This is a genomic window from Streptomyces sp. NPDC047315, from assembly GCF_040643215.1.
Taxonomy (GTDB): domain Bacteria; phylum Actinomycetota; class Actinomycetes; order Streptomycetales; family Streptomycetaceae; genus Streptomyces.
On the sequence record NZ_JBEYTZ010000010.1, the window covers coordinates 140,824 to 167,216 of the forward strand.

At 72.4% G+C, this 26,393-nt stretch carries 23 protein-coding genes and 1 riboswitch; of the genes, 12 read left to right on the top strand and 11 right to left on the bottom strand.

The window, feature by feature from the left end; all coding sequences use genetic code 11:
* The first annotated feature begins 102 nt into the window (after positions 1-102).
* Both ABZ842_RS14230 and ABZ842_RS14235 read left to right on the top strand, forming a co-directional pair.
* On the top strand, positions 103-741 hold the full coding sequence (locus ABZ842_RS14230) for an ankyrin repeat domain-containing protein (RefSeq protein ID WP_361536673.1): 639 nt from the start codon (positions 103-105) through the stop codon (positions 739-741).
* Complete coding sequence (locus tag ABZ842_RS14235) at positions 738-1,895, top strand: YncE family protein (protein WP_361536676.1); 1,158 nt, start codon at positions 738-740, stop codon at positions 1,893-1,895. Before ABZ842_RS14230 ends, ABZ842_RS14235 begins: the two co-directional genes overlap by 4 nt.
* A 79-nt stretch (positions 1,896-1,974) precedes the next feature.
* Here the strand turns inward: ABZ842_RS14235 and ABZ842_RS14240 are convergent, their stop codons facing one another.
* On the bottom strand, positions 1,975-2,625 hold the full coding sequence (locus tag ABZ842_RS14240) for an HAD family hydrolase (protein WP_361536678.1): 651 nt from the start codon (positions 2,623-2,625) through the stop codon (positions 1,975-1,977).
* Between the two features lie 139 nt (positions 2,626-2,764).
* The gene (locus tag ABZ842_RS14245; RefSeq protein WP_361536912.1) at positions 2,765-3,238 is read right to left on the bottom strand and encodes a flavin reductase family protein; all 474 of its coding nucleotides are present in this window, start codon (positions 3,236-3,238) and stop codon (positions 2,765-2,767) included.
* A 610-nt stretch (positions 3,239-3,848) separates the two neighbouring features.
* Between ABZ842_RS14245 and cdgB the strand changes: the two genes are divergently transcribed.
* Both cdgB and ABZ842_RS14255 read left to right on the top strand, forming a co-directional pair.
* Positions 3,849-5,546 (top strand): diguanylate cyclase CdgB, encoded by a 1,698-nt coding sequence (cdgB, locus tag ABZ842_RS14250; RefSeq protein ID WP_361536680.1) that lies wholly within the window; start codon positions 3,849-3,851, stop codon positions 5,544-5,546.
* 222 nt (positions 5,547-5,768) lie between these two features.
* Positions 5,769-6,791 (top strand): carbohydrate-binding protein, encoded by a 1,023-nt coding sequence (locus ABZ842_RS14255; RefSeq protein ID WP_361536682.1) that lies wholly within the window; start codon positions 5,769-5,771, stop codon positions 6,789-6,791.
* 86 nt (positions 6,792-6,877) lie between these two features.
* Here the strand turns inward: ABZ842_RS14255 and ABZ842_RS14260 are convergent, their stop codons facing one another.
* From ABZ842_RS14260 to ABZ842_RS14280, 5 genes are all read right to left on the bottom strand, one after another.
* Complete coding sequence (locus tag ABZ842_RS14260) at positions 6,878-7,729, bottom strand: class II fructose-bisphosphate aldolase (protein ID WP_361536914.1); 852 nt, start codon at positions 7,727-7,729, stop codon at positions 6,878-6,880.
* A gap of 373 nt (positions 7,730-8,102) precedes the next feature.
* Positions 8,103-9,029 carry a 1-phosphofructokinase family hexose kinase gene (locus ABZ842_RS14265; RefSeq protein WP_361536916.1) on the bottom strand — a complete coding sequence of 309 codons (927 nt, stop codon included), beginning with the start codon at positions 9,027-9,029 and terminating at the stop codon, positions 8,103-8,105.
* 203 nt (positions 9,030-9,232) lie between these two features.
* Entirely contained in the window at positions 9,233-10,429 is a 1,197-nt protein-coding gene (gene nagA / locus ABZ842_RS14270) for an N-acetylglucosamine-6-phosphate deacetylase (protein WP_361536684.1), read from the bottom strand.
* Positions 10,429-11,367: an ROK family protein gene (locus ABZ842_RS14275; RefSeq protein WP_361536686.1), complete on the bottom strand. Its 939-nt coding sequence runs from the start codon at positions 11,365-11,367 to the stop codon at positions 10,429-10,431. Before ABZ842_RS14275 ends, nagA begins: the two co-directional genes overlap by 1 nt.
* Before the next feature lie 159 nt (positions 11,368-11,526).
* Positions 11,527-12,843 (bottom strand): helix-turn-helix transcriptional regulator, encoded by a 1,317-nt coding sequence (locus ABZ842_RS14280; RefSeq protein ID WP_361536688.1) that lies wholly within the window; start codon positions 12,841-12,843, stop codon positions 11,527-11,529.
* Between the two features lie 221 nt (positions 12,844-13,064).
* On the opposite strand from ABZ842_RS14280, the gene ABZ842_RS14285 reads away from it, so the two are divergent.
* Positions 13,065-13,451, top strand: a complete 387-nt coding sequence (locus ABZ842_RS14285) for a hypothetical protein (protein ID WP_361536690.1) — start codon at positions 13,065-13,067, stop codon at positions 13,449-13,451.
* A gap of 405 nt (positions 13,452-13,856) precedes the next feature.
* On the opposite strand, the gene ABZ842_RS14290 is transcribed toward ABZ842_RS14285, so the two are convergent.
* Positions 13,857-14,783, bottom strand: coding sequence for an SIS domain-containing protein (locus ABZ842_RS14290; protein ID WP_361536692.1), 927 nt, complete (start codon positions 14,781-14,783; stop codon positions 13,857-13,859).
* A 567-nt stretch (positions 14,784-15,350) separates the two neighbouring features.
* Between ABZ842_RS14290 and ABZ842_RS14295 the strand changes: the two genes are divergently transcribed.
* The 3 genes from ABZ842_RS14295 (at position 15,351) to otsB (ending at position 18,292) form a co-directional block, all read left to right on the top strand.
* Complete coding sequence (locus ABZ842_RS14295) at positions 15,351-16,634, top strand: extracellular solute-binding protein (protein WP_361536694.1); 1,284 nt, start codon at positions 15,351-15,353, stop codon at positions 16,632-16,634.
* 409 nt (positions 16,635-17,043) lie between these two features.
* Entirely contained in the window at positions 17,044-17,340 is a 297-nt protein-coding gene (locus ABZ842_RS14300; protein WP_361536696.1) for a DUF3263 domain-containing protein, read from the top strand.
* 10 nt (positions 17,341-17,350) lie between these two features.
* Complete coding sequence (otsB, locus tag ABZ842_RS14305; protein ID WP_361536698.1) at positions 17,351-18,292, top strand: trehalose-phosphatase; 942 nt, start codon at positions 17,351-17,353, stop codon at positions 18,290-18,292.
* 107 nt (positions 18,293-18,399) lie between these two features.
* Here otsB and ABZ842_RS14310 read toward each other — a convergent pair whose 3' ends face one another.
* The 3 genes from ABZ842_RS14310 to ABZ842_RS14320 all read right to left on the bottom strand — a co-directional run bounded on the left by ABZ842_RS14310 (position 18,400) and on the right by ABZ842_RS14320 (position 21,255).
* The gene (locus ABZ842_RS14310) at positions 18,400-19,812 is read right to left on the bottom strand and encodes a trehalose-6-phosphate synthase (protein WP_361536700.1); all 1,413 of its coding nucleotides are present in this window, start codon (positions 19,810-19,812) and stop codon (positions 18,400-18,402) included.
* Between the two features lie 187 nt (positions 19,813-19,999).
* The gene (locus tag ABZ842_RS14315; RefSeq protein ID WP_361536702.1) at positions 20,000-20,266 is read right to left on the bottom strand and encodes a hypothetical protein; all 267 of its coding nucleotides are present in this window, start codon (positions 20,264-20,266) and stop codon (positions 20,000-20,002) included.
* A gap of 50 nt (positions 20,267-20,316) precedes the next feature.
* Positions 20,317-21,255, bottom strand: a complete 939-nt coding sequence (locus tag ABZ842_RS14320) for a glucosyl-3-phosphoglycerate synthase (RefSeq protein WP_361536704.1) — start codon at positions 21,253-21,255, stop codon at positions 20,317-20,319.
* Between the two features lie 228 nt (positions 21,256-21,483).
* Positions 21,484-21,649, top strand: a riboswitch (SAM riboswitch).
* 17 nt (positions 21,650-21,666) lie between these two features.
* Here ABZ842_RS14320 and thrC point away from each other — a divergent pair.
* The 4 genes from thrC to groL all read left to right on the top strand — a co-directional run bounded on the left by thrC (position 21,667) and on the right by groL (position 26,073).
* Positions 21,667-22,953 carry a threonine synthase gene (gene thrC, locus ABZ842_RS14325; protein WP_361536706.1) on the top strand — a complete coding sequence of 429 codons (1,287 nt, stop codon included), beginning with the start codon at positions 21,667-21,669 and terminating at the stop codon, positions 22,951-22,953.
* Between the two features lie 100 nt (positions 22,954-23,053).
* Entirely contained in the window at positions 23,054-23,329 is a 276-nt protein-coding gene (locus tag ABZ842_RS14330; RefSeq protein ID WP_361536708.1) for a MoaD/ThiS family protein, read from the top strand.
* A 484-nt stretch (positions 23,330-23,813) separates the two neighbouring features.
* Positions 23,814-24,017, top strand: coding sequence for a cold-shock protein (locus ABZ842_RS14335; protein ID WP_361536710.1), 204 nt, complete (start codon positions 23,814-23,816; stop codon positions 24,015-24,017).
* Between the two features lie 433 nt (positions 24,018-24,450).
* The gene (groL, locus tag ABZ842_RS14340) at positions 24,451-26,073 is read left to right on the top strand and encodes a chaperonin GroEL (RefSeq protein ID WP_361536712.1); all 1,623 of its coding nucleotides are present in this window, start codon (positions 24,451-24,453) and stop codon (positions 26,071-26,073) included.
* Positions 26,074-26,393: the final 320 nt, after the last annotated feature.

The following is a 26,393-nucleotide window of genomic DNA, read 5'->3' on the forward strand; positions in this document are numbered from 1 at the left end:
CCCCACAGCGACGCCCGCGCCGTCCGTGCGAGGCGGCATCGTGGAGGTAGTGACGGGGCACGAGTAAGCCGCCCCGTTGCGCACCACGCGAGGGAGCCGCCGATGAACGCCAGCAAGGCCAGCAAGGCCAGCAACGCCAGTAGCGCCAGGAACGACAACACCGCACTGCTCGACGCCGCCAAGCGCGGTGACGCAACGGCCGCACGGGCCGCGATCGACGCGGGTGCCGACGTCGAGGCGCGGGATCAGGACCTGCGGACGCCGTTGCTGCTCGCCGCGCTCGGGGACCACGTCGAAGTCGCGCGGGCGCTCGTCGCCGCCGGGGGCGATCCGAACGCGCAGGACGCCCGGCACGACAGTGCGTGGCTGGTCACGGGGGTGACCGGGAGCGTCGCGATGATGCGGGTGCTGTTGCCCGCCGGGCCCGACGTGACCCTGCGCAACAGGTTCGGCGGGGTCTCCGTCATTCCCGCCAGCGAACGCGGACACGTCGCGTACGTCCGCGCCGTCGTCAGCGAGACCGACATCGACGTCAACCACGTCAACGACCTCGGCTGGACCGCGCTCCTGGAGGCCGTACTGCTCGGGGACGGCGGGGCGGCGCACCAGCAGGTCGTGAAGATCCTGCTCGCCGCGGGCGCACGGCCCGACCTGGCCGACGCCGACGGGGTCACCCCGCTCCAGCACGCCCACCGCCGCGGCTTCGCCGAGATCGTCGCGCTGTTGAAGGACGCACAGTGAGGGCGCGCCGCAACGTCATCGCGGGCGTCGCGCTGCTCGTCGTCGTACTCGGCGGGTGCAGCGCCTCGGAAAGTGCCACGAAAAGTGCCTCGAAAAGTGCTTCGGAAAGTGCCTCTGAAAGCGGCGACAAGCCGGAGAAGGCCACCGCCGCGCCCACCGCCGCACCCCTGCCCTCCACCACCCCCACCCCCTCCGGCTCCCTCATCGTCGCCGACTTCGGCGCGGACACCGTCACCTTCATCGACCCCGCCCGCGGCCCGTTCGCGTCCGTGAAGGTCGGGACCGCTCCGTACGGGCTCGCCGTCGGCGCCGACGGGCGCGCCTGGGTCGCCACGGCCGAGGGCGTCGCGATCGTCGACACCCGCACCCGCACGAACCTGGGGCGCGTCCCGTACCGCACCGAGACCGGGCCGGTCACGGACGGCGAGTACCGCGGCGGCGGGATGGGCATCGCGCTGGCGCCCGACGGGAAGCGGGCGTATGTGGGTGTCAACGTGCCGGACGGGAATGGCACGTTGGAGGTCATCTCCACCGAGACCAGGCAGGTCGTCGACACCGTGCCCGTCGGGCGGCGGCCCTTCGACGTGGACGTGTCGCGGGACGGCGCCGAGGTGTACGCCACGAACCACGACTCCTTCGACGTGACCGCGGTCGACGCCCGCACCCTGGACGCCCGCCGCCACGAGGTCGCGCCGTACGGCACCGAAGGCGGGCTCGGGTCCTGGCTGAAGCCGCACTACGCGGCCGTACGGGAGGACGGACGGCTGCTGCTGCCCTTCGAGGGCGAGCGGCTGGCCGTGCTCGACCCGCGGACCGGACAGGTGGAGATCGAAGAGATGACCGCCAACACCCACCAGCACGGCGCCGCGCTCACGCCCGACGGCACGTTGCTGGTCGTCGGCACCGGGCCGATCGGCTCGGACGACGAGGACCCGTCGCTGACGATCCGTACGAAGGACGGAACGGAACGGGTCGTTCCGCTCGACGGGCCGCACGAGGACGTCGCGGTCTCGAAGGACGGGCGCACGGCGTACGTCACCGGCGGCTTCACCAGGTCCGGCTACTGGGACGGGATCACCGTCGTGGACGTCGCGACGGGCGAGACCCGCCGACTTGAGGGTGGCGAACGGCCTTTGGGCGCGGCGGTGCTCTAACTCGGCGTTGCTCTAACGCGGCAGCGCCCCGGCGGGACGGTGGTCTGAGGGCCGTCCCGGACCGGATCGGCGGATCGGTCTACCGAGGCGGTGCTGCGACGACGTGGTCGATCGCCGCGTCCACGCCGACCGTGACGTGGGTCGGGCGGAACGACTCCTGGCTCCAGGCGCGTCCGTTCGACACCCACACGCTGCCCAGCCCGAGCGCGTGCGCGCCGGCGATGTCGGCGTCTGCCGAGTCCCCGACGACCCACGCGCCATCGAGGGGGAGACCGACGGTCGCCGCAGCCGCCCGGAAGATCTCGGGCGCGGGCTTCTTGTGGCCCACCGCCTCGGAGACCACCCACCCCTGCACCAGCCGGTCCAGACCGGTGTTGCGGATCTTGGCCTCCTGCTGGGGCGTCCTGCCGTTGGTGACGATCACGCACGACCAACCGTCGGCGTGCGCCCGGGCCAGGGCTTCGCGGGTGGGGCCGAGCAGGGCGACGCGGTCGGCCGCACCGTTGTCGAGCAGGGCTTCGACGGGGACGGTCAGCGAAGGGCCGTACCGGAGGACCATCGCCGCGGCGACGTCCGCCCGCGGGGTGTAGCCGTTGGCGTCGAGGTCCGCGACCCACGCGAGGTCGGCCGCGGGCAGGTCGTGCGCGGCCAGGAACTCCGCGACGGCGTCGGCGAAGGCGGCGTCGCGGTCGACGAGGGTGTTGTCGAGGTCCAGCATCAGCAACGGCATGCGCGTCAGTAGACCACGCACCAGGGGCCGCCCGTGGGCCGGTTGGCACTGCGCCCAGGGGCACCGGTACGCCCGTTGGCACTGCGCCCCGGGCCACCCGTACGCCCGTTGAACGGGTCCCGGGCGCGTACCCCCGCTCTCAGCCCAACCGTCGGTAACGGCCCCGGAAGTACATCAGCGGACCGCCCTCCGCGCTCGGCAGGTCGACGCCCAGCACGCGGCCGATCACCAGCGTGTGGTCGCCCGCCACCACCCGCTGCTCGGTGCGGCATTCGAGCGTCGCGAGCGCCCCGCCCACCAGGGGCGCGCCCGAGACGGTGCCGCGGCGGTACGGGATGTCCTCGAAGAGCAGACGGTCGCTCAGGCGGCCCTTCATCGCGAAGCGTCCGGCGATGTGGCGCTGGCTCTCCGCGAGCACGGAGACCGCCCACAGCGGCTGCTCGGCCAGCAGGTCGTCCATGCGCGAGCCGTTGCGCAGGCTGACCATCACCAGCGGTGGGTCGAGGGAGACCGAGACGAACGCGGTGGCCGTCATGCCGGCGTCCTCGCCGTGCGGGCCGGCGTCCTCGTCGAAGGCGGTCACCAGGACCACTCCCGCGGAGAGCCGGGACATGGCAGCGCGGAAATCGTCGTTGCTCACCCCCTCAGCATGGGGGATGGCGGAGGCGGGGTGGGGACCGGAAGCGGAGGTCGTCTGCAGCACACCGGAACGCTAACCGGACGAATCCCCGCGCCGCATCGGGCCCCGGGCGCTGCCTTGGTCCTAGGACCTCAGACCCAGGGCCCGCGCCGCCCGCGGCCCGTGGGAGCTTGCGCGCCCTCGCCGTACGCCCCTGCCCGCGCCCGAGTGCCCGTCCTGCCGTACGCCCCGTACGCGCTCGCCCGCCCGTCCCGCCGTGCGCCCGCGCACTCCTCCAAACCGACGCCGTACCGCCTCCACACCGCCCCTACGGCCCCGCACGCATGCCCGATTTGCTAAGAGAAATCGCTGGTGAAGACCCAGTGGACGACGCCGCGCGTGCACGGAATGCCCATCTTCTCATGTGACTTGAGTCACAGAGGGCGCTATTTGTTGACCCTGTGTACCGAGTAGACAGCTCGCTGTGATTCAGTGGCCGGGAAACCGCGCACGGACCGAGCGCGAAACACGACCGTGAGAAGACCGCACAAGAAGGCCGAAGAGATACCTGGAGTCTGCTGTCGAGGTCTCGGGGAGAGCGAGCATGGAGACCGAGTCGGAGCCCTACGTCCGTCTTGCGACCCTGCGGCAGCTGCACAAGGTGGTCGCGGACCTCAACACCGCGCGTAGCCTCGCCGACACCCTGCAAGCCGTTGCCGACGGCATCGTGAAGGGCCTCGGATACGAGCTCGCCTGCGTCAACCTCGTCCGGGCCGACGGCGACCTGGTCGTCGCCGCGTTCGCCGGTAGCGCCGCCGCCGAAGCCCTGATCACCGGACGCGTGGGCCCCCGGGCCTCCTGGGAGCGCCGGCTGTCCATGGGTGAGGCGTGGGGCGAGCTGCGGTTCATCCCGCACACCGAGGGCTGGGTCCTGATCGAGGACGACGTGCCGCAGTGGCACACCGACGGCCCCGAGCCCCGTTTCGAGGACGAGTGGCACCCCCGGGACCGGCTCTACGCGCCCATGTACGGCTCCGGCGGCGGCCGGGAACTGCTCGGCGTCATCTCCGTCGACCGACCGCGCAACGGCCGGCGCCCCGGCCCGTGGGGGCAGGAGGCGCTCCAGATGTACGCCTCCCAGGCGGGCATCGCGATCAGCAACGCGCGACTGCGAGCAAACATGCAAAGGGCGCTCGTCCGGTTGGAGCGCGAGCAGCAGGCGCTGCGCGCCAGCGAGGAGTCCTTCCGGCAGGCGTTCGAGTACGCGCCCAGCGGCATGGCCATCGCCGAGATGGGCGGCGACCAGCACGGCCGGCTGCTGCGCACCAACGACGCGCTGTGCCGGCTGCTGGGCCGCCCCGCATCCGCGATGCGCCGCTACTCCTTCGCCGACCTGGTGCACCCCGAGGACGTGGGGACCCTGCTGCGGACCTCCGCCGAGGGCGGCCGGGCCGAGATCCGGCTGGGGCGGCGGGACGGCACGTACGTCTGGGTCTCGCTGCGCAACTCCGTCGTCGCCGACACCGCCGACGGGCCCCGCTTCCTGCTCACCCACGTCGAGGACATCGAGGACCGCAAGCGCCACGAGCTGGCGCTGGCCCACCGCGCCTCGCACGACGCCCTCACCGGGCTGCCCAACAGCGCCGAGCTGCGGGCCCGGCTCAGCGCCCGGCTGTGCGAGCGCCCGCAGACGGCGCGCGGCACGGCCGCGGCGGAGGCGTACGACTCGTACGAGGCGTACGAGTACGACGCCGAGACCGAGGCGATCTTCCGCCCCGACGGGTACTCCTTCGGACACCCCGGCAACCCCTACGACCACCACGTGCACGTCGTCGCGCCGTACGAAGAGGGCGCGGCGGGCGCGGCGGGCGGGAACGAGCCCAACGACGCCGGCGACGACGGCACCAAGGGCCTCGCGGTCCTCTTCTGCGACCTGGACGGCTTCAAGTCCATCAACGACCGGTTCGGCCACCAGACCGGTGACGCGGTGCTGGTCGAGGTCGCGCGCCGGCTCACGACGGGCGTGCGCGACGGTGACACCGTCGCCCGGCTCGGCGGTGACGAGTTCGTCGTCCTCGCCGACGGCCTGGGCGCGGCGGACGCCGCCGACCTCGCGGTCCGGCTGCGCAGCGCGATCGTCCTGCCGATCCGGGTGGGGGGTCGCGGAGTCCGCGTCGGCGCCAGCTTCGGCATCGGCTGGGCGAGCTGCGGAATGACCGTGGACGAGGTGCTGACCTCGGCCGACGAGCGGATGTACGTGGAGAAGCGGTCCCGCTCGAAGGTGCACCGGAGGGCGGGTTGAACCGACCGGCGGCGTCCGGGCGTCCCCCCGAGTGCCCCCGGGGACCCGTTCGGCCGTTACCCAGCGCCCGTACGCTCTTGTGGGTATACCGGTGCGGCGGCGTCCGGTGGGGCGCTCGGAGCCCTGCCGATCACGTGCAACACCGGACCAATCGGTTACTCCGAACCGGGTAGGCTCGCCCGCGTCGGCGTGCCGCCGACGACATGGTGAGGAGTGACAGGGATGACGGCCGCGAACAACGGCGGTAACACGCCGAACAACGGCAGCACGCCCGAAGACGACGACCCGTTCGGCTACCTCTACGAGGACGGACAGGCCGCGGGCGCCACTCGGCCCGGTCAGGGCCGCGGCTACGGCTACCCGGGTCCGGCCACCCAGCCCGGCGTTCCCCGTACCTCGTACAACCAGGTACGGGCCGTCGGCGAGCGCCAGTTCGGTGGCCACGCGCACGGCGGCCAGGGCCACGGCTACGGCTACCCGCCGCCGCAGCAGGGCCAGTTCCCGCCGCAGCAGGCGTACGGGCAGCCCACCGCGCAGTACGCCGCCCCCGAGACGTACCCCGGCGGCGCCCCTGCCCGCCCGGGTGCGCCGCAGGGCGCAGGCGCGAACGGCGGCGGCCGTGGACCGAACACCAAGGCGCTGCTGATCGGGGCCATCGCGGTGGTCGCCGTGGTCGTCATCGGCATCAGCGTCGCGCTGCTCACCAAGGACGACGACAAGGCGGACAAGGCGGGCGGAGGCCAGCCCACCACCAGCGCCGGCACCGGCGACTCGGTGAAGCCGAGCGACGACGCACCGGCCGAGGACCCGAAGGACGACAAGCCGAAGCCGCTGCCCAAGCAGGACGCGGTGACGCTGAAGCTGGGCGGGGACGCCAAGGTCGGCAGCGAGATCAAGGGCGCGAAGGGCCCCGGCGGGTCGTACGTGACCTTCGGCGCGGTCGGCAGCTCGGCGAGCTGGTCGGTGGACGTGCCGGCGGCCGGCGAGTACACCATGTCCCTCACGTACAGCGTGCCGGGGAAGGACGCCAAGACGACGCTGACGCTCAACGACGACGCGCCCCGCGGCATCAACATGTCGAACTTCGCGAAGGCCGAGGAGGGCGACTGGGAGCGTTGGACGCGCACCTTCGTGTACGTCAACCTCAAGGAAGGCAAGAACGACCTGAAGATCTCCTGCGAGCAGAGCGACCAGTGCGAGGTGCTGCTCGACCAGGTGTGGTTGAAGGCGGGCAAGGAGCGCTGACCGAGCGCCGCAACTGACGTGTGAAGGGCCCCGCGCACCGCGCGGGGCCCTTCTTCGCGATCCGTCGGGTCAGGCGATCCGTCGGGTCAGGCCGGCAACAGCGCCAGGAACTCCGCCACCGTCGTCGCCATCGCCTCCCGCGCCGGCGCCAGGTACTTGCGCGGGTCCACCACGTCCGGGCGGGCCGTCAGCTCCGCCCGGACCGCGGCCGTGAACGCGGTGTTCAGCGCCGTGCCGACGTTGATCTTCACCATGCCCGCGGCGATCGCCGCGCGGATCTCGTCGTCCGGGACGCCCGACGAGCCGTGCAGCACCAACGGCACCGGCACGGAAGCGCGCAGACGGTGGATCAGCTCGTGGTCGAGCGCGGCCGTGCGCTCGGTCATCGCGTGGGACGAGCCGACCGCGACGGCCAGCGCGTCCACCCCGGTCGCCGCCACGTACGCCGCGGCCTCGGCCGGGTCCGTACGCACCCCGGGGGCGTGCGCGTCCAGCGGCGGTTCGCCGTCCTTGCCGCCGACGCGGCCCAACTCGGCCTCCACCCACAGCCCGTGCCGGTGGCCGAAGTCGACGAGCTCCGCGGTGCGGGCGACGTTCTGTCCGTACGGCAGCTTGGACGCGTCCACCATCACCGAGCCGAAGCCGGCCGCCGGTGCGGCCTCCACCAGGGCGGGGGAGACGACGTGGTCGAGGTGGAGGCCGAGCCGGGCGCCGGACGCGCGGGCGACGGCGGCGGTCGCGGCGGCGACGGGGGCGAGCCGGCCGCCGTGGAAGGCCACCGCGTTCTCCGATATCTGGAGGATGGCCGGCCGGCCGGCACGCTCGGCGCCCGCCGCGATGGCCTCCGCGTGTTCCAGCGTGATCACGTTGAACGCGGCGACGCCGCTGCCGGCCGCCACCGCCTCGTCGACGAGTTCCCGGGTGCTGACGAGTGGCATCCTCACCTACCGATTCAAGGGATGGGACGGATAGAAGGTCCTAGGGCCTGTCGGCAAAGTCCGGCGTGGCCCGTCCGGCTGTGTTGCTGTCCTGGCAGGCGCGGTGGCGCCGTGGTGCGTGTGCGGTCGTGGCGTTTGCGGCCCGTCTGTGGCTTGTCGCGCAGTTCCGCCCCCTATGCCCAGAGGGCGTGGGGGGACTCCCAGCGCCACCTGTTTCGCTGCCCCCGTCGCCTACCTGGGGGACGCAGGGTTTTAGGGGCGCGGGGAACTGCGCGACAAGCCCACCACCGGCCAGCGGAGACCAACGCTCCCGCAGGGAGACGGCGGCTACGTCCAAGGCGCAGGGGTGCGCGCCGGACTTTGCGGACACGGCCTAGCCGCTCGGAGGGCGTTCGGTGACCGTGATGCGCGGCAGGAGCTGTTCGTACGCCGCGGCGTCGAACTCGCCCGCGGCCGGGGCCAGCACCGTCGCCGCCGACAGGGCGACCGCGCGGGCCACCCGCTCCGGCCACGGCACGCCGTCGACCAGGCCGGCGAGCAGCGCGGCCACGGTGGAGTCGCCCGCTCCGGTCGGGTTGCCGCGCACCGGCGCGGGGGTCCTGGCGTGCCAGTTGCCCTCGGGCGTGGCGGCGAGCAGCCCCTCGGGGCCGAGGGACGCGGCGACGGCGTGCGCCCCGCGGCGCCGGGCGCTCAGCGCGGCGCGCAGCGGCTCGCGCGCGCCGGTGAGCTGCGCCAACTCGTCCACGTTCGGCTTGACGAGGTCGGGGCGGGCCGCGATGCCGCGGCGCAACGGTTCGCCACTGGTGTCCAGCAGGACGGGCACGCCGGCGGTGCGGGCGGCGCGGACCAGTTCCGCGTACGCGCCGACGTGGATGCCGGGCGGCAGGCTGCCGCAGATCGCGACGGCGTCGGCGTCCCGCAGCAGCGCGCCGTACGCGTCGAGGAAGCGGGCCCACTCGTCGGCGGTGACGGCCGGCCCGGGCTCGTTGAGCTGGGTGGTGTCGCCGGTGGCCGCGTCGATGACGGCGAGGGTGCGCCGGGTGGTGCCGGCGATGGGGACCAGCGCGTCGTGCGGGGCGAGCGGCGCCAGCAGCTCGCGCAGAACCGTTCCGGTCGGTCCGCCGACGAAGCCGGTGACGACGGTCTCGTGGCCGAGCGCGGCCAGCACCCGGGCGACGTTCACGCCCTTGCCGCCGGGGCGCTCGCGCACCTCCGTGACGCGGTGCACGGCGTGCGGGACGAGGGCTGGGACCCGGTAGGAGACGTCGAGCGCGGCGTTGAGCGTGACGGTGAGCATCACCATCCGCGCCACCACCCCCTCATCAGCGTGCTCGTCGGCTCGGTACGTCGAGGTACGTCGAGGTCGTCCGGTCCGCCGCGCGGGCGCTCCGAACGGTTCTGATCATGCCAAACGGCGCGCGGTTGGCCCACCCCCCGGACGGGCCCGTGCGCTGTTCGGTGGTGAAATCGCCCTGTTTGGGCTCGACGATCTGTTTGGGCTCGTTATTTGGGCTCGACGATCCAGGTTCCCTGGCGCATGACGCCCTTGAGCGCGAACTCCTCGTCCAGCACCACCAGGTCGGCGTCCTTGCCGGGCTCCAGCGAGCCGACCCGGTCGTAGAGGCCGAGCAGCTTCGCCGGGTTCACGGAGATCGCCTGGACGATGTCCTGGACGGGGATGCGGTCCACGGTGGCCGCGCGCTGGAAGGCGGTGTCGAGGGTGAGGGTGGAGCCGGCGATCGCGCCGCCCTCGACGAGCCGCGCCACGCCGTCGGTGACGTCGACCGCGAGCGGGCCGAGCTGGTAGACGCCGTCGCCGAAGCCGGCCGCGTCCATCGCGTCGGTGATGAAGGCGACGCGGCGCGGGCCCGCGCGGTGGAAGGCGAGTTCGAGCGCCGCCGGGTGCAGGTGCGTGCCGTCGTTGATCAGCTCGACGGTGACGCGCTCGTCCTCCAGCAGCGCCGGGATCGGGCCGGGCGCGCGGTGGCCGAGCGGCGGCATCGCGTTGAACAGGTGCGTGGCGACGGTCGCGCCGGCGTCGACGGCCTGGACGGTCTGCTCGTACGTGGCGTCCGTGTGGCCGATCGCGGCGATCACGCCGCGTTCCGCGAGCAGCCGCACCGACTCGATGCCGCCGGGCAGTTCGGTGGCGAGGGTCATCATCTTCGCGGTGCCGCGCGCCGCGTCGATCAGCTTGCGGACCTCGGTCGGGTCGGGGTGGCGCAGCAGCTCCTCGCTGTGCGCGCCCTTGCGGCAGGGCGAGATGAAGGGGCCCTCGAAGTGGATGCCGGCGATGTCGCCCTGCTCGACGATCTCCGCGAGTTCGCCGGCGCGGCGGACCAGGAAATCGATGTCGGCGGTGACGAGGGAGGCGACCAGGGTGGTGGTGCCGTGCTCGCGGTGGGTCCGTACGCCGTGCAGCACCTCGGTGGCGGTGCCGCCGGTGAAGGACGCGCCGCCGCCGCCGTGGTTGTGCAGGTCGACGAAGCCGGGGACGACCCAGTGCCCGGTCAGATCGCGTACGGGGGTGCCCTCCGGCGCGGGGCCGGGGCCGACGGCGGCGATGGAGGTGCCCTCGACGATCACGGTCCCGTTCTCGACGGTGCCGCCGGGCAGGACCACACGGGCCCCGGTGAGGGTCGTGCTGTCGGCGCGAGCGGCGCCCGCTGCGCTGGTTGCGAGTGCGGCGCGTGCGGCCATTACGCGGTTACCTCCGAGTCGGTGGCGATCAGATCCCAGGCGAGCAGACCGGCGCCCAGGCACGCTGCGGTGTCTCCGAGGGCGGCCGGGACGATGGCGGGCAGCTTCTGGAACGTGACGCGCTCTTCGACCGCGGCCCGCAGCGGTGTGAACAACGTTTCCCCGGCCTCGGCGAGCCCGCCACCGATGATCAGGGTGCGGGGGTCCAGCAGGGTGAGCGCGGTCACGAGGCCGGCGGCGAGGGCGTCCACCGCGTCCCGCCAGACCGCGACCGCCCGCGGGTCGCCCGATTCGACGGCCTTGGCGCAGTCGGCGGCGTCCGCGTACGGGTCGCCGCTGGCCTCGGCCCAGGCACGTGTCACTGCGGACGCCGACGCCAAGGTCTCCAGGCAGCCGCGCTGTCCGCAGCCGCAGTCGGGTCCGTCGGGGCGGACGACGACGTGGCCGATCTCGCCCGCGTAGCCGTGCGCGCCGGCCTCTATGGTGCCGGCGATGCCGATGGCGCCCGCGATCCCGGTCCCGAGCGGGACGAAGAGGAAGCGGTCGTGGCCGCGTCCGGCGCCGATCCGGCCCTCGGCGAGACCGCCCGTGCGCACGTCGTGGCCGAGTGCCACGGGGATGCCGCGCAGTCGGCGGCTGACCATGCTGCGCATCGGGACGTCACGCCAGCCGAGGTTGGCCGAGTAGACGGCGATCCCGTTCTCGGAGTCGATGATTCCGGGCACGGCGACGCCGGCGGCGAGGGCGCTCTGGCCGAAGCTGCGCACGCCGTAGTCCCGTAGCTCCTCGGCGAAGTCGAGGATGGACTGCACGACGGCGTCGGCTCCGCGCTCGCGCCCCGTGGCGCGTCTGTCCTCGTGCAGGAGCGTGCCGTCCACCCCGACGAGGGCGGCTTTCATGCCGGTGCCGCCCACATCGAGGGCGATGACGTGTCTCACGCGGACAGTCTGGCGGCTACCTGGCGACAGGTCTAGTCCACTACCCCTAATTGTTGCGCAGACATACAAATCGATAAGAGGGGTTGTGTAGGGAAAAGTTCCTTTTGCTTTCGCGACTCCCCACGGACCCTTCACACGGGCCCTTCGTGCGGGGCGGCCTCAGTGGGCGTGGGCCAGCCGGAGCAGTTCGGGTACGCCCTCGGCGTCCCGGTGCGGTGCGAACCCCGGCAGCAGATCGCGCACCAGCGCACCGCAGCGCGGCGCCCCTATGCGCTCGGCCAGCGCCAGCGACTCCTTCGCGGCCCGCGCGGCGTGCTCCACCTCGCCGGTGTGCAGCAGGCTGCGGGCCTCGGAGGTCAGGAAGACCGCGCGCGTCTTGGACCGCGCGGCCGGCAGCAGCGTCATCCCCTCGCGGATCAGCCGCCGCGCCTCCTGGCCGCGCCCCAGGTCCATCAGGCACTGCCCCGAGTCCACCAGCAGGTCGGCCGGCGACATCCAGGCGCACCAGGCCGGCGCCGGCTCCAGCGCGGCCGTGCCCAACTCCCGTTCGGCCGCCGCCAGCGCCCGGTGGCACCCCCGGGGCTCGCGCAGCGCGGCCAGCGCCCGGGCCAGCCGCAGGTGGAGCAGCGCCCGCGCCGCCGGGTGCCGGGCCCGCGGCACCGCGCTCTGCAGGATGTCCACGGCCGTGGCCGGGTCCTTCAACCAGGTGGCCTGGTACGCCAGGTCGCTGAGCACCCCCGCCCCGAGGTCCCGGTCGCCCGAGGCGTAAGCGCTGTGCAGGGCGCCGTGCCAGAAGCGGCTCGCGGCGGCGTGCCGGTCCTGGTCGAACCGGTGCCACCCCACGGTCTGGGACAGCCGCGCCGCCAGCGCGTGCAGCCGCCGCCCCGCCGTCCGCCCGTAACGACCGTGCTCGATCAGATCGGTGACGGTCGTCAGATGGGCGTCCAGCAGCGCGCGGGTGTGCTGCCGCTGCTCGGTGACCAGCTCGGTCAGGTGCTCCCCGGTGGCCTCCAGCAGGCCGACGAGCTCCGCCCCGACGGTCTTGCCCTCCAGGGCCGGGATCGCCGCCGCGTGCGGCTCGGACCCCGCCCACTGCTGGGCGAGCCCGGTGAGGCCGGTGGTGCTGTACGTCAGGAACGCGCGTCGGTCCATGGCAGCTCGCAGGGCCTCTCGGAGAGCGGGCACGGGACTGTGCGGTCCGAGCGGGAGCGGATCGTCCCGGCCCGGCAGCCAGTGGGGCCAGTCGAAGGACTCGACGAGCCCCCGGTCGATCTCGAACACTTCGGCGAGCAGTGCCTGGGAGTCGGCGTCGGGAACGGCGCGGTAGTTCTCCCACTTCCAGATGCGCTGCCGCTCCACCCCGGACCGCAACCCGCGCCGCAGCGCCGCGCGCCGGACCTCCCGCGCGAGTTCGGGCTGGCTCCAGCCCCGTGCGGTCCGTGCATGGGCCAGTGGGTGGCGGATCGGGTCGTCCACGGCGTCGTCCCATCGTCCAGCGTCCCCGGCAGCGTAGGGGCGAATCCTCCGGGACTACAGCGGGACTACGGCCAACTCCCTGACAGCGCGGGGCCGCAGGGGGTGGACTGACGTCCACGACCGAAGTGATGGGGGGAGCAGTACGTGCTGAACGGCGATGGCGCAGGCAGCGGCTTAGTACCGGGGCACATGCCCGGGGCGAGATGGATCGGGGGTGTCGGATGACCCCCGCCCGAGCCCTGCACGCGACGGACTTCTGGCGGGAGATGGAGAAGGTGACCGCGGGCGCCGCGATGCGCGTCGACCGCCCCAAGGGCAGCCGCCACCCCCGCTTCCCCCACTGGATCTACCCCCTGGACCACGGCTATCTGGAGGGTACCCACGGCGGCGACGTGGAGGGCGTCGACGTCTGGATCGGTACGGGCCGGGTCGAGGTGACCGCCCTGGTCGTGACGGTCGACCCGCACCGGAACAGGGCAGAGGTACAGCTCCTGCTGGGCTGCACCCCGGCCGAGATCGCGGCGGTGGAGGACTTCTACCACCGGTGCCCGCAGACCGCGCTGGTGATCCCGCACCCGACCAAGGGCCGGGCCAACGACGACTGGTAGGCGTACGGGCGACGGGCCCGCGCGCTCGCGCGTTCGCGCCGCCCGTACGAGGGTCCGCGATGGCCGGATCTCATCGGTGGGCCCGTCGGACACGCCGTGGAGCCGGGGGAGTCCCTGCTCGGCCGGGCGGCAGAATCGCGGGATTCGCCGGATCTGGGCGAAACTTCAGGGTCGTTGTGTCGGAGCCGCCGGGGCGGGCGGCCGGGGCGACGGGAGCGACGGGGAAGGCCGGTGCCGCGCCGACGCGCCGGCGCCGCCCGCCTCGTACCGGACCGGGGCACCCGACGCGCACCGCCCCGCTGCGGGCCGTGGCGCCGGCAACCGCCCCGGGCTGTGTCCGCCACGGCCCGCGCCGGCAACCGCTGCGGGCTGTGGCGCCGGCAACCGCCCCGGCCCGTGTACCAGTCAGCCGAGGATCACGCTGCGCGTGAGGTTCCGCGGCCGGTCCGGGTCGTACCCCTTCGCCTCCGCGATCGCCACCGCCAGCCGCTGCGCCCGCACCAGGTCCGCCAGCGGGTCGCACGGCGCGTTGGCGACCAGCACGCCGCCGACCTGCGCCACGTCCACCGCCAGCCCCTCCGGCAGTTCGCCGAAGGCCCACGCCACCCGACCGGGCCCGGTCACGGCGATCGGCCCGTGCCGGTACTCCATCGCCGGATACGCCTCCGTCCACGCCCCGGCCGCCTCCCGCATCTTCAGCGCCGCCTCCAGCGCGAGGCCGTAGGTCCAGCCCCGCCCGAGGAACGTCCACTGCTCCGCCGCGAGCACCGCCTCCGGTAGCGGCTCGGTCAGCGCCAGCTCGGCGTCCACGGCGGCGTCGGCGACCGACTTCAGGCCCGGCACGACGTCGGGCCCGGCCCCGAGCCCCGCGCGCAGGAACGCCAGCGCGGTCGTCGCGAACCGGGTCTGCACCACGGACTCCTCGTCCGCCCAGTCGAGCACGGCCACCGCGTCCGCCGCGGCCATCACCGGGGTCTTCGGGTCCGCGGTCAGCGCCAGCGTCGCGACGCCGCGCCCCTTCAGCGCATCGAGCAGCTCCAGCACCTCCGTCGTGGTGCCGGACCGGGTGATCGCGACGACCCGGTCGTACGAGCGGCCGAGCGGGAACTCGGAGGAGGCGAACGCGTCCGTCTCGCCCTGCCCCGCGGCCTCCCGCAGCGCGGCGTACGCGATGGCCATGAACCAGGACGTGCCGCAGCCGGTCACGGCCACTCGCTCGCCGGGCCGCGGCAGCCCGTCGAAGTCGGCGGCGGCCTCCGCCGCCCGGCGCCAGGAGGCCGGCTGGGTCGCTATCTCGGTGGCGGTGCGGGACGGACGGGACGTACGGGACATGCGTCGGGCTCCTCGCGCGTGTGGACCACTTCGTACCGGGACGTGCTTAGCAGGCGGCCGACCGCCCCGGCAACGGTGGCTGCGGCGGGCCCGCGCCCACGAGCCCGCCCCGGCCACCAGAAATCGTCGGAAGTCGACGGAAGTCGACGGAAGTCGTTGGAGTCGTATGAAGTCGCAGGAAGTCGTGGGAACTCAAGGGAAGACAGGGGGAGCTCGCGGAAGTCGGGTGAAGTCGGCTGATCTCGTGGGAAGTGTGGGGAAGTCGCGGAGGCCCGGAAAGCTGATCGAGAGAAATCGAAAGAAGTTGCAGAAGTGAGACCCAGTGGCGTAGACCTCTGCATCCCCATGGTGAAAAATCGCTCGTCGATCCGGGCGGTGTCAGGCGTCTCGGGGGTTCGGGGGTTCGGCGACCCCGGGAGCTTTCGGGGTTCCGGAGGACGGCGGCCAGGTCGCAAGCGCGCGACGCGCCCACCGGGCGCCGCAGGCCCGCGCGCCACGCATACGGCTCAGCCGCCCGACCCGGCCGCTCCCGGGGGCGGCTCGCCGGTGACCAAGTGGGGAACCGCTGTGCAACGGCACCTCTTCGGACTGACCGCCACCCTCGTCGCCCTGTCCCTGGCGACGGCGCTCACGGGCTGCTCGTCGGACGAACCGTCCGACGTCACCCTCCAGCTCGTCGCCGCCGACTACGACGTCGACGGCGGCCAGAGCAGCAAGGAGTACTGGAACGGGCTCGTCTCGGCCTTCGAGGCCGAGAACCCGAAGATCAAGGTCGAGGTGCGCATCGAGCCCTGGACCGACGTGGACCGCACGGTCCGGGAGTTGGTGGAGGCGGGGAAGGCGCCGGACGTGGCGCAGGTCGGCGCGTACGCGGACTACGCGGCCGACGACAAGCTGTACCCCGCGGACGACGTGCTCTCGCTGACCACCCAGGCGAACTTCCTCCCCCCGCTGCGGGACGCCGGCGAGCAGCGCCGCGTCCAGTACGGCATGCCCTTCGTGGCCTCCACCCGGCTCCTGTTCTACAACAAGAAGCTGTTCGAACAGGCCGGCGTCGAGCGGCCCCCGCGGACCTGGGAGGAGCTGCGGGCCGCGGCGAAGCAGCTCAAGGACGACACGGACGTGAAGTACCCCTATGCGCTGCCGCTCGGCCCCGAGGAGGCGCAGGCCGAGACGATGCTGTGGATGCTCGGCGGCGACGACGGCGGCTCGGGGTACACCCAGACGGGCGGGACGTACGCCATCAACTCCGAGGCGCACGTCGAGACCTTCTCCTGGCTGAAGTCCAACCTGGTGGAGCCCGGTCTGACCGGGCCGGTCGCGCCCGGGAAGCTGAACCGCAAGGACGCGTTCGCGGCGTTCGCCAAGGGCGACGTGGGGATGCTGAACGGTCATCCGTCCCTGATCAAGACCGCGGAGGCGGCCGGGATCGAACTGGGGATGGTGGCGGTGCCGGGCCGCGTGGGCAAGCCCAAGACCACCATGGGCGTCGCCGACTGGATCATGGGCTTCAAGCAGAACGGCAACCGCGCCGAGATCCGCACCTTCCTCGACTTCGTCTTCGACGACGCGAACGTCCTCGCCTTCGCCGGGCAGAACAACCTGCTGCCGGTGACGACCACGGCGAGCCACGCGATGTCGGAGGACCCGAAGTACGCCAAGCTGAGCGGCTTCCTGGCGGAGCTGCCGAACTCGGTGCTGCCGCCCGTCAACAAGACGTCGTGGGCGTCCGTCAGCACCACCGTCAAGCAGACGATCGGGCAGGCCGTCACACCGGAGGGCAACCCGGAACAGGTGCTGGACGCGATAGCCCACGAGGCGTCGAAGGCGGAAGCGAAGGAAGAGGAGTAGGCCGGGCGCTGGTCCGCATCGGCAAAGTCCCGCGCGGTCCCGTGCAGCAGTGCCGCGCCTTGGCTGGCGCGCTTGCGCCGTGAGTGGCTTGGCGATCGTGGCGACCTCGGCCCGGTGGGGGTTGTTCGCGCAGTTCCTCCCCCCGTGCCCGCAGGGCACGGGGGACCCCCAGCGCCCCAAACCCCCTGCCCCCAGCCCGCAGACAAGTGACGGGGGCAGCGAAACAGGGGCGCGGGGAACTGCGCGACAAGCCCACCACCGGCCAGTGGAGACCAACGCTCCCGCAGGGAAGCGGCGGCTACGTCCAAAGGCGCAGAGGCGCGTGCGGGACTTTGCGGACAAGACCCAGGGTCCGTCGGGGCGCGGGCGCGGGCACGGGGCTACGGGCCGCGGCGTTATGTTGGACCGTATGACCGAGGCCGAGGAACCCGCTGCCGAGGGCCCCGGGCCCACCGGGCGCCCCGCCGCGCCGCGGCGCCGCGGCGCCCTGACCGATCGCGACCGCGCAGTCCTCGCGGTGGAGGCCCGTTCCTGGCCCGGCCCCGGCGCCAAGGAACGAGCCGTCCGCGAGGAGCTGGGCATGTCGCCGGTCCGTTACTACCAGCTCGTCAACGCGCTGCTCGACGACGAGCTGGCGCTGGCGCACGACCCGGTGACCGTCAACCGCCTCCGCCGGGTCAGAGACGAGAAACGCGCGCGCCGATAGGGTCGACGCCATGGGCAGCTCTCCGTACTCCCCGGACGCGTCACACACCCCCGAACCCGCCGAGCGCGGCCCCGGCGGTTCACCCGGCGCCAGCCCCGATCCCAGCCCCGGCCCTGGCCCCGGCGTCGCGCTGACGGAGCCTTCGACGCCCGCCGGCCGCGACGGGCTCGCCGCGCTGCTGGCCCGCCCCGAGAAGGCCGTCGTCGCCCTTGACTTCGACGGCACGCTCGCCGAGATCGTCGCCGACCCCGAGCAGGCCCGCGCCCACCCCGGCACGGTGCCCGCGCTCACCCGGCTCGCGCCCAAGGTGGGGCACGTCGCCGTCATCACCGGCCGCCCCGCCGGGGTGGCCGTGCGCTACGGGGGCTTCGCCGGCGTCGACGCCCTCGCCCACCTCGTCGTACTCGGCCACTACGGCTCCGAGCGCTGGGACGCGGTCACCAGCACGGTCCACGCCCCCGCCCCGCACCCGGGCGTCAGCGCCGTACGCGCCGAACTCCCCGGCTACCTCGACCGCTTCGGCGCCTGGCAGGGCACCTGGATCGAGGAGAAGGGGCAGGCCGTCGCCGTCCACACGCGCCGCGCCACCGACCCGCAGGCCGCCTTCGACTCCCTGCGCGAGCCCCTCGCCACCCTCGCCGCCCGCCACGGCCTGGTCCTGGAACCGGGCCGGATGGTCCTGGAACTGCGCCCGCCCGGCATGGACAAGGGCGTTGCCCTGGCCGAGTACGTACGGGAGGTCGGCGCCGAGTCCGTCCTGTACGCCGGTGACGACCTGGGCGACCTGCCCGCGTACGCCGCGGTCGAGAAGCTGCGCTCGGACGGATTGGCGGGCCTGCTGGTGTGCAGCGGCAGCACGGAGGTCACGGAACTCGCCGACCGCGCCGACCTCCTGCTCCCCGGCCCGGCGGCGGTCGTCGCCTTCCTCTCCGCCCTCGCCGAAGCGCTCTAGGACCTCAGGTCCTGTGCGCAATGTCCCGCTGCCTCGGCAGGCGCAGTAGCGCCGTACCCCGGCAGGCAGTGACGGCGGCTACGTCCCGCGGCGCAAGGGTGCGTGGCTCACGCTTGGGTCAGTGCCTCCAACTGGTCCAGGAACCACCGCCGCGGCGGAAGCGCCGTCGCCGCGGTGGCGAGGCGCTCCGTGCGCTCCGTGCGCTCCGCGTCCGGCAGTGACAGCGCCTCGTGGAGCGCCTCCGCGGTGCCCGTGATGTCGTACGGATTGACCGTCACCGCGTCCGCGCCCAGCTCCTCGTACGCCCCCGCCTCCCGCGACAGCACCAGCGCGCAGCCCTCGTCCGAGACGACGGGGATCTCCTTGGCGACCAGGTTCATCCCGTCGCGGATGGGGTTGACGAGGGCGACGTCCGCGAGCCGGTACGCGGCCAGGGAGCGGGCGAAGTCGTCCTTCACGTGCAGCACGACCGGCGTCCAGCCCGCCGTCCTGAACTCGTCGTTGACCGCGTCGGCGACGCGCTGCACCTCGGCCGTGTAGTCCCGGTAGACGGCGAGGTCCTGGCGGGAGGGGTAGGCGAAGGCGACGTGCACCACGCGCTCGCGCCACTCGGGGCGGGTCGCCAGCAGGTGCCGGAAGGCCAGCAGGCCGCGCACGATGTTCTTCGACAGCTCCGTGCGGTCCACCCGGACGATCGTCCGGCGGTCCGGTCCGCCGATCTGCTCGCGCAGCGCGACCATGCGCTCCGCGACGTCCGGCCGGTGCGCCCGCTCGCGCAGGAAGTCCGCGTCGGCCCCGAGGCCGTGCACCCCGATCCGGGTGTCCTTCAGCGCGTCGGGGCCCAGCACCTCCGTACAGCACGCGGTGAACGCGTCCGCCCAGCGGTGGGTCAGGAAGCACGTGCGGTCGGCGCCGAGGAGGCCGCGCAACAGCTGTTCGGCGATGTCGTCGGGCAGCAGGCGGAAGTAGTCCACCGGGGCCCAGGGGGTGTGCGAGAAGTGCCCGATGCGCAGGTCGGGCCGGCGCTCCCGGAGCATCCCCGGCACCAGCGCGAGGTGATAGTCCTGCACGAGCACCGCGGCGCCCTCGGCGGCCCGCTCGGCGAGCGCGTCGGCGAAGGCGCGGTTGTACTCCTCGTAGGAGCGCCACTGGCGGCGGAACTCCTCGTCGAACACGGGCTCCAGCGGCGTCTGGTACAGCATGTGGTGGACGAACCACAGCACTGAGTTCGCGATGCCGTTGTACGCGTCGGAATGCACGGCGGGGGAGATGTCGAGCATCAGGACCCCCTCCTCGCCGACCCCGCGCCGCACCGCCTCGCGGTCGCCGTCGCCGAGGGCGGAGCAGACCCAGAGGGAGTCCTCGCGCGCGCCGATCGCGGACAGCCCGGAGACCACCCCGCCGCCGCCGCGCTTGGCGTCCAGGCCGCCGTCGTCGCGCACGGCGTACGACACGGGCCCGCGGTTGGACGCGACCAGGGTCCGGGCGCTGGACGGGTTGGCGGAAGGTTCGGCAGCCATGTGGCAGAACTTAGCCCGCAGCCCCGGTCGGCAAACGCACATACGGTCGAGTGGCGTCTTGTCGCCGGTGGGGTTTCAGCCGGGTGCCCTCCCTGCGGCGGGGCGCGCTCCGGGCCGGGTGCCACCCCTGCGGCGGGGCGGACTCCGGCCGGGTGCTCAGCTTCGGCGGGCCGGCCCCGGGCCCGGGCTACCCCTTCGGCGGGGTGCGTCGGGCCCGGGTCGCCGCGAAGGCCACCGCGCACGCCGCGGCCAGCGCCACCGCCAGTCCGCCCAGCAGCCACAGCCGCGCTCCGGAGAGCGCGGGCGGCGGCGCGGCGCCGGCGACGGCGGCCACGACGAGGACCAGCAGGGCCAGCAGCCCGGTGAGTCGCAGGGCCCGTCGATGTCGGAGCGGTCGGGGCAGCGCGGGCCCCCGCCGCCGGGGTGTCAGCCGTGAGGTCAGCTGCGGTGTCACACGTTGCTCAGTCGCATACACATATAGGATTTTCAGCTATATATCGGCCACTATGCCGCACGACGCGCCGCGTACTCGGCGATCTCCCGCATCGGTGGACGCTCCTCCGTGTCCACGGGGTGCGTCCGGGGTACGAAGCCGTCCTCGCCCCGCTCGAACTGCGTCAGCGCGGGCCGCACCAAGTGTCCGCGGGACAGCCGGAGTTGCGCGGTGCGATAGATCGCCGCCGCCATCCGGCCCAGCGCCTGCCCGTCCTGGTGGCGGTGCTTGCGGGTGCCCACGTCGACCTGCGCGAGGGCGTCGAGCCCCACCGTGTGCAGCGCGTCGACGAGCAGGCCCAGCTCCACTCCGTAACCGACGGGGAAGGGGAGCCGCTCCAGCAGCGAGCGCCTGGCCGCGTACTCGCCGCCCAGCGGCTGGACGAAGCCGGCGAGCTGCGGCCAGTGCAGATTGAGCAGCGGACGCGCCACCAGCTCCGTGACACGACCGCCCTGACCTGCTGTTTCGCCCAACGGTCGGTCGTACATCGCCTTCACGAACTGCACCTGCGGATCGGTCAGCAGCGGGCCGACGATCCCGGAGACGAAGTCCGCGGAGAAGTCCCGCAGATCGGCGTCCACGAAGCAGACGACGTCACCGCGCGTGACCATCAGGGAGCGCCACAGCACCTCGCCCTTGCCCGGCAGGGCGGGGATCCGCGGCAGGATCTCGTCCCGGTGGACCACCCGCGCACCCGCCGCCGCGGCCACCTCGCCCGTACGGTCCGTGGACCCGGAGTCCACCACCACCAACTCGTCGACGAGCGGCACCCGCTCCATCAGCTCCCGGCGGATCACGGCGACGATCTCGCCGACGGTGGCCTCCTCGTCGAGGGCGGGCAGCACCACGCTGACCGTCGTCCCCCGCTTGGCCGCGAGCAGGGCGCCCAGCGGACGGTCCGCCGCCGACCAGGAACGTGTCGCCAGCCACCGCTCCACCTCATCGAGCACGTGCCCCCAACTCCTCCGTCCGTGCGGTCCGCCGCCCAGCCCTCCGGCGCCCGCTGTGACCCATCTCGCGGTTCGGACGACTATCTCAACCGCCCGGACCTTCGGTTACAGTCTTGAACAACGCGGATGGCCATCGCATGTCGGGGTCCCCGCGCCGAACGGCCCCACCGTTGAACGTTCCGATCGCCTCGTTCGATCTGTTCGACCCCGCCGTTCACAATCGAATACCGCTCATCCAGAGGGGCAGAGGGATACGGCCCGTTGAAGCCCCGGCAACCCTCCAGCCGGTCTCCGTCGTGCGGCGCACCATCAGCGCCGCAGCGTCGCGAGGCTCCCGGCTTGGGAAGGTGCCAAATCCGTCTCATGGCGAAACGCGCCATGAGGAAGATGAGGAGAAAGGGCCTCGCCTCCATGGCTGTGCAGACCGCCGCAAGCACCGCAACCACCCCCGACCTCGGCCCCGCCGCAGCGCTCTCCTGTCGCGAGTGCGGCGAGCGCTTCCCGCTCGGCCCGATCTTCGCCTGTGCCGCCTGCTTCGGCCCGCTGGAGATCGCGTACGACCTGCCCGCCGGCGACCCGGAGGAGCTGCGCAAGCGCATCGAGGCCGGCCCCGCCAACATCTGGCGCTACGCACCCCTGCTGCCCGTCCCCGCGGACGTCGCCGACAAGCCGAACGTGAACCCCGGCTTCACCAAGCTCGTCAAGGCCGACCGGCTCGCCGCCGAGCTCGGCGTCACCGGCGGGCTGTACGTCAAGGACGACTCCGGCAACCCGACGCACTCCTTCAAGGACCGCGTGGTCGCCATCGCCGTCGAGGCCGCCCGCGCCTTCGGCTTCACCACCCTCTCCTGCTCCTCCACCGGCAACCTCGCCGGCGCGGTGGGCGCCGCCGCGGCCCGCGCCGGGCTGCGCTCCTGCGTCTTCATCCCGTCCGACCTGGAGCAGGGCAAGGTCGTCATGGCCGCGGTCTACGGCGGCGACCTCGTCGGCATCGAGGGCACCTACGACGACGTGAACCGCTTCTGCTCCGAGCTGATCGGCGACCCGATCGGCGAGGGCTGGGGCTTCGTGAACGTCAACCTCCGCCCGTACTACGCCGAGGGCTCCAAGACCCTGGCGTACGAGATCTGCGAGCAGCTCGGCTGGCGCATCCCGGACCAGATCGTCGTCCCCGTCGCCTCCGGCTCCCAGCTCACCAAGATCGACAAGGGGCTCCAGGAGCTGATCAAGCTGGGCCTGGTCGAGGACCGCCCGTACCGGATCATCGCCGCGCAGGCCGAGGGCTGCTCCCCGGTGTCCGCCGCGTTCAAGGCGGGTCACGACGTCGTGCGGCCGGTCAAGCCCGACACCATCGTGAAGTCGCTCGCCATCGGCAACCCGGCCGACGGGCCCTACGTCCTGGACATCGCCCGGCGCACCGGGGGCGTGGTCGAGGACGTCACCGACGAGCAGGTCGTCGAGGCGATCAAGCTGCTCGCCCGCACGGAGGGGATCTTCGCGGAGACCGCGGGCGGCGTGACCGTCGGCGTCACGAAGAAGTTGCTGGAGTCGGGCGTCCTGGACCCGTCGCTCACCACCGTGGTCCTCAACACCGGCGACGGGCTCAAGACGCTGGACGCGGTCGCCGAGACCACCGGTCCGTCGGCGACGATCCGGCCGAGCCTGGACGCGTTCCGCGCCGCCGGCCTGGCTAGCTGACCCCAGGTCCCGGCAGCCCCGTCCCGGCAGCCCCTCCGTTCCCTACGACCGCCCCGTACCGCCCCGTACCGGCTTCGTACCGGCCCCGAAAGAGGCACCCATGAGCGTCAACGTCCGCATCCCGACCATCCTGCGCACCTACACCGGCGGTCAGGCCGAGGTGCCCGCCGAGGGCGCGACCCTCGCCGAGGTCATCGCCGACCTGGAGAAGAACCACACGGGGATCGCCGCCCGCGTCCTGGACGACCAGGGCAAGCTGCGCCGCTTCGTCAACGTGTACGTCAACGACGACGACGTCCGCTTCGAGCAGGGCCTGGAGACCGCGACGCCGGACGGCGCCGGCATCTCGATCATCCCCGCGGTCGCCGGCGGCTGAGCCCCGGGCTCCGGCCCGGCGCGGGTGATGCCGGCCGGCGCGGCCGGCATCACCCAGAGTCAGCCGCATTACCCGCCGCATTACCCTGAGTCAGCTGCATTGCCCCCTCCGTGAGACATCCGGAGGGGGCAATTCTGCATGGTTGAGCACGCTACAGTTGGGGAACGCCCCTTCGCCGACCGCTCTCGCCCACGTATCGAATTGCGCCCGGGCTCGATAAGAAGCAGCCAATGTGTGGCGTACTTGTGTCGCTTAAGTTCCTTTTGTCCGGCCTGGTTTGCCCCGGAATTGCGGTAATCCAACCTAATTACCCGATCGTAGGTTCCAGGAATTCTCGTCCGATTGACCTGTTGCAGAGGGCAGTTGGGCAGATACATTCAGCCGCGGTCGACGCGTTCCGGCGCACTCCAGTGAGCGGGTAGGGGTCTGACCCGGGTCCGCGAGGTGCGGTCCTGTGCAAGGGCCAGTAATAGGGGAGTTGGGCATGGCTCAGGGCACCGTCAAGTGGTTCAACGCGGAGAAGGGGTACGGCTTCATCGCGGTCGACGGTGGTGCGGACGTATTCGTCCACTACAGCGCGATCCAGATGGACGGCTACCGCACCCTGGAGGAGGGTCAGCGGGTCGAATTCGAGATCTCGCAGGGGCAGAAGGGCCCGCAGGCCGACATGGTGAAGATTTCGGCCTGAGTCCCGCTCCGGCGTACTCACGCACTTGAAGGGCCTCGCACCCCGGTTGGGGTGCGAGGCCCTTCTGTGTGCTGCCCGGCCCGCTTCTTGCGCGCACCCGGCCTGCGTTTGCCCGACCTGCCGGATCGTCCCCTGGGTGCCCCGTCGGGTATCCCGCGGTGTTCCTCGGCCGGCCCCGCGTCCCGCGCTCCTTCCAGCGCGGCCGGTTCCCTCCGTCGCGGGGGTCGGGGGAGGGTCGGACGCTTGCACTCTCGGGTGGCGAGTGCTAATCATTGGCGTTAGCACTCTCCGGGTGAGAGTGACAACGAAGGGCCGGGTCGGTGAGGCCCGCTCGCCGTGTGGCGCATGGAGCCACTGGTGCGGGCAGGCCGTCCGTCGCGGGCGCCAGCGCGGTCCGTAGAGCTTCCCACCCAGTCCGTGGAGGACACTTCACATGGCAAAGATCATCGCGTTCGACGAGGAGGCACGGCGCGGTCTCGAGCGCGGGATGAACCAGCTCGCTGACGCCGTCAAGGTCACCCTTGGCCCCAAGGGTCGCAACGTCGTCCTTGAGAAGAAGTGGGGCGCCCCCACGATCACCAACGATGGCGTGTCCATCGCCAAGGAGATCGAGCTCGAGGACCCGTACGAGAAGATCGGCGCCGAGCTGGTCAAGGAAGTCGCCAAGAAGACGGACGACGTCGCCGGCGACGGTACGACCACCGCCACGGTTCTGGCCCAGGCCCTGGTCCGCGAGGGGCTGCGCAACGTCGCGGCCGGCGCCAACCCGATGGCCCTCAAGCGCGGCATCGAGAAGGCCGTCGAGGCCGTCTCCGCCGCCCTGCTTGAGCAGGCCAAGGACGTGGAGACCAAGGAGCAGATCGCCTCCACCGCCTCCATCTCCGCCGCCGACACCCAGATCGGCGAGCTGATCGCCGAGGCCATGGACAAGGTCGGCAAGGAAGGCGTCATCACGGTCGAGGAGTCCCAGACCTTCGGTCTGGAGCTGGAGCTCACCGAGGGCATGCGCTTCGACAAGGGCTACATCTCGGCGTACTTCGCGACCGACATGGAGCGCATGGAGGCCGTCCTCGACGACCCCTACATCCTCGTCGTCAACTCCAAGATCTCCTCGGTCAAGGACCTGCTCCCGCTCCTGGAGAAGGTCATGCAGTCCGGCAAGGCGCTGCTGATCATCGCCGAGGACGTCGAGGCCGAGGCCCTGTCCACGCTGATCGTCAACAAGATCCGCGGCACCTTCAAGTCCGTCGCCGTCAAGGCTCCGGGCTTCGGCGACCGCCGCAAGGCGATGCTGAACGACATCGCCATCCTCACCGGCGGCACGGTCATCTCCGAGGAGGTCGGCCTCAAGCTGGAGAACGCGGGCCTCGACCTGCTCGGTCGCGCCCGCAAGGTCGTCATCACCAAGGACGAGACGACCATCGTCGACGGCGCCGGTGACAGCGACCAGGTCGCCGGTCGGGTCAACCAGATCCGCGCCGAGATCGAGAACTCCGACTCGGACTACGACCGCGAGAAGCTCCAGGAGCGCCTCGCGAAGCTGGCCGGCGGCGTGGCCGTCATCAAGGCCGGCGCCGCGACCGAGGTGGAGCTCAAGGAGCGCAAGCACCGCATCGAGGACGCCGTTCGCAACGCGAAGGCCGCAGTCGAGGAGGGCATCGTCGCCGGTGGTGGCGTTGCGCTGCTGCAGGCGTCCGCCGTCTTCGACAAGCTGGAGCTCGACGGCGACGAGGCCACCGGTGCCAACGCCGTCAAGCTGGCCCTGGAGGCCCCGCTCAAGCAGATCGCCGTCAACGGCGGTCTTGAGGGCGGCGTCGTGGTCGAGAAGGTGCGCAACCTGACCCCGGGTCACGGTCTGAACGCCGCGACCGGCGAGTACGTCGACATGATCGCCGAGGGCATCCTCGACCCGGCGAAGGTCACGCGTTCCGCGCTGCAGAACGCCGCGTCGATCGCCGCGCTGTTCCTGACCACCGAGGCCGTCATCGCCGACAAGCCGGAGAAGGCCGCTGCGGCTGCTCCGGGCGGCATGCCGGGCGGTGACATGGACTTCTGATCCCGGGGGAAGCATCTCCAGGATCGGCAGGGCCGGTTACGTACGAAGGGCGGCACCCCACTCCCAGGGGGTGCCGCCCTTCGGCGTGCCCGGCCTTTTCGCGTGCCTGGTCTTTCCGCCCGCTCGACGTTTCCGCGTGCTTGGCGTTTCCGTATCCCCTGGTCCTTCGCCCTCCCGGTGCTTCGCTTCCCGTCGCTTCGCTCACGGCCCTTTGATGACCCGGAGTCGGCCCCTGACGCGGACCCCGAGTCGAGCCCGAGTCGAGCCCTGAGGTCGGCCCTTATTCGCCCCTGAGTCGTATGAAATTGCAGGGGCGGTGG

Bases quoted from the DNA above. Each gene is read 5' to 3' on its own strand.
- ABZ842_RS14335 (WP_361536710.1), top strand. From the start codon at position 23,814: ATGGCTCAGGGCACCGTCAAGTGGTTCAACGCGGAGAAGGGGTACGGC.
- cdgB (WP_361536680.1), top strand. From the start codon at position 3,849: ATGGAGACCGAGTCGGAGCCCTACGTCCGTCTTGCGACCCTGCGGCAG.
- ABZ842_RS14260 (WP_361536914.1), bottom strand. From the start codon at position 7,729: ATGCCACTCGTCAGCACCCGGGAACTCGTCGACGAGGCGGTGGCGGCC.
- ABZ842_RS14240 (WP_361536678.1), bottom strand. From the start codon at position 2,625: ATGCCGTTGCTGATGCTGGACCTCGACAACACCCTCGTCGACCGCGAC.
- thrC (WP_361536706.1), top strand. From the start codon at position 21,667: ATGGCTGTGCAGACCGCCGCAAGCACCGCAACCACCCCCGACCTCGGC.
- ABZ842_RS14300 (WP_361536696.1), top strand. From the start codon at position 17,044: ATGACCGAGGCCGAGGAACCCGCTGCCGAGGGCCCCGGGCCCACCGGG.
- ABZ842_RS14290 (WP_361536692.1), bottom strand. From the start codon at position 14,783: ATGTCCCGTACGTCCCGTCCGTCCCGCACCGCCACCGAGATAGCGACC.
- nagA (WP_361536684.1), bottom strand. From the start codon at position 10,429: ATGGCCGCACGCGCCGCACTCGCAACCAGCGCAGCGGGCGCCGCTCGC.
- otsB (WP_361536698.1), top strand. From the start codon at position 17,351: ATGGGCAGCTCTCCGTACTCCCCGGACGCGTCACACACCCCCGAACCC.
- ABZ842_RS14230 (WP_361536673.1), top strand. From the start codon at position 103: ATGAACGCCAGCAAGGCCAGCAAGGCCAGCAACGCCAGTAGCGCCAGG.
- ABZ842_RS14285 (WP_361536690.1), top strand. From the start codon at position 13,065: ATGACCCCCGCCCGAGCCCTGCACGCGACGGACTTCTGGCGGGAGATG.
- groL (WP_361536712.1), top strand. From the start codon at position 24,451: ATGGCAAAGATCATCGCGTTCGACGAGGAGGCACGGCGCGGTCTCGAG.
- ABZ842_RS14330 (WP_361536708.1), top strand. From the start codon at position 23,054: ATGAGCGTCAACGTCCGCATCCCGACCATCCTGCGCACCTACACCGGC.
- ABZ842_RS14245 (WP_361536912.1), bottom strand. From the start codon at position 3,238: ATGTCCCGGCTCTCCGCGGGAGTGGTCCTGGTGACCGCCTTCGACGAG.
- ABZ842_RS14310 (WP_361536700.1), bottom strand. From the start codon at position 19,812: ATGGCTGCCGAACCTTCCGCCAACCCGTCCAGCGCCCGGACCCTGGTC.
- ABZ842_RS14255 (WP_361536682.1), top strand. From the start codon at position 5,769: ATGACGGCCGCGAACAACGGCGGTAACACGCCGAACAACGGCAGCACG.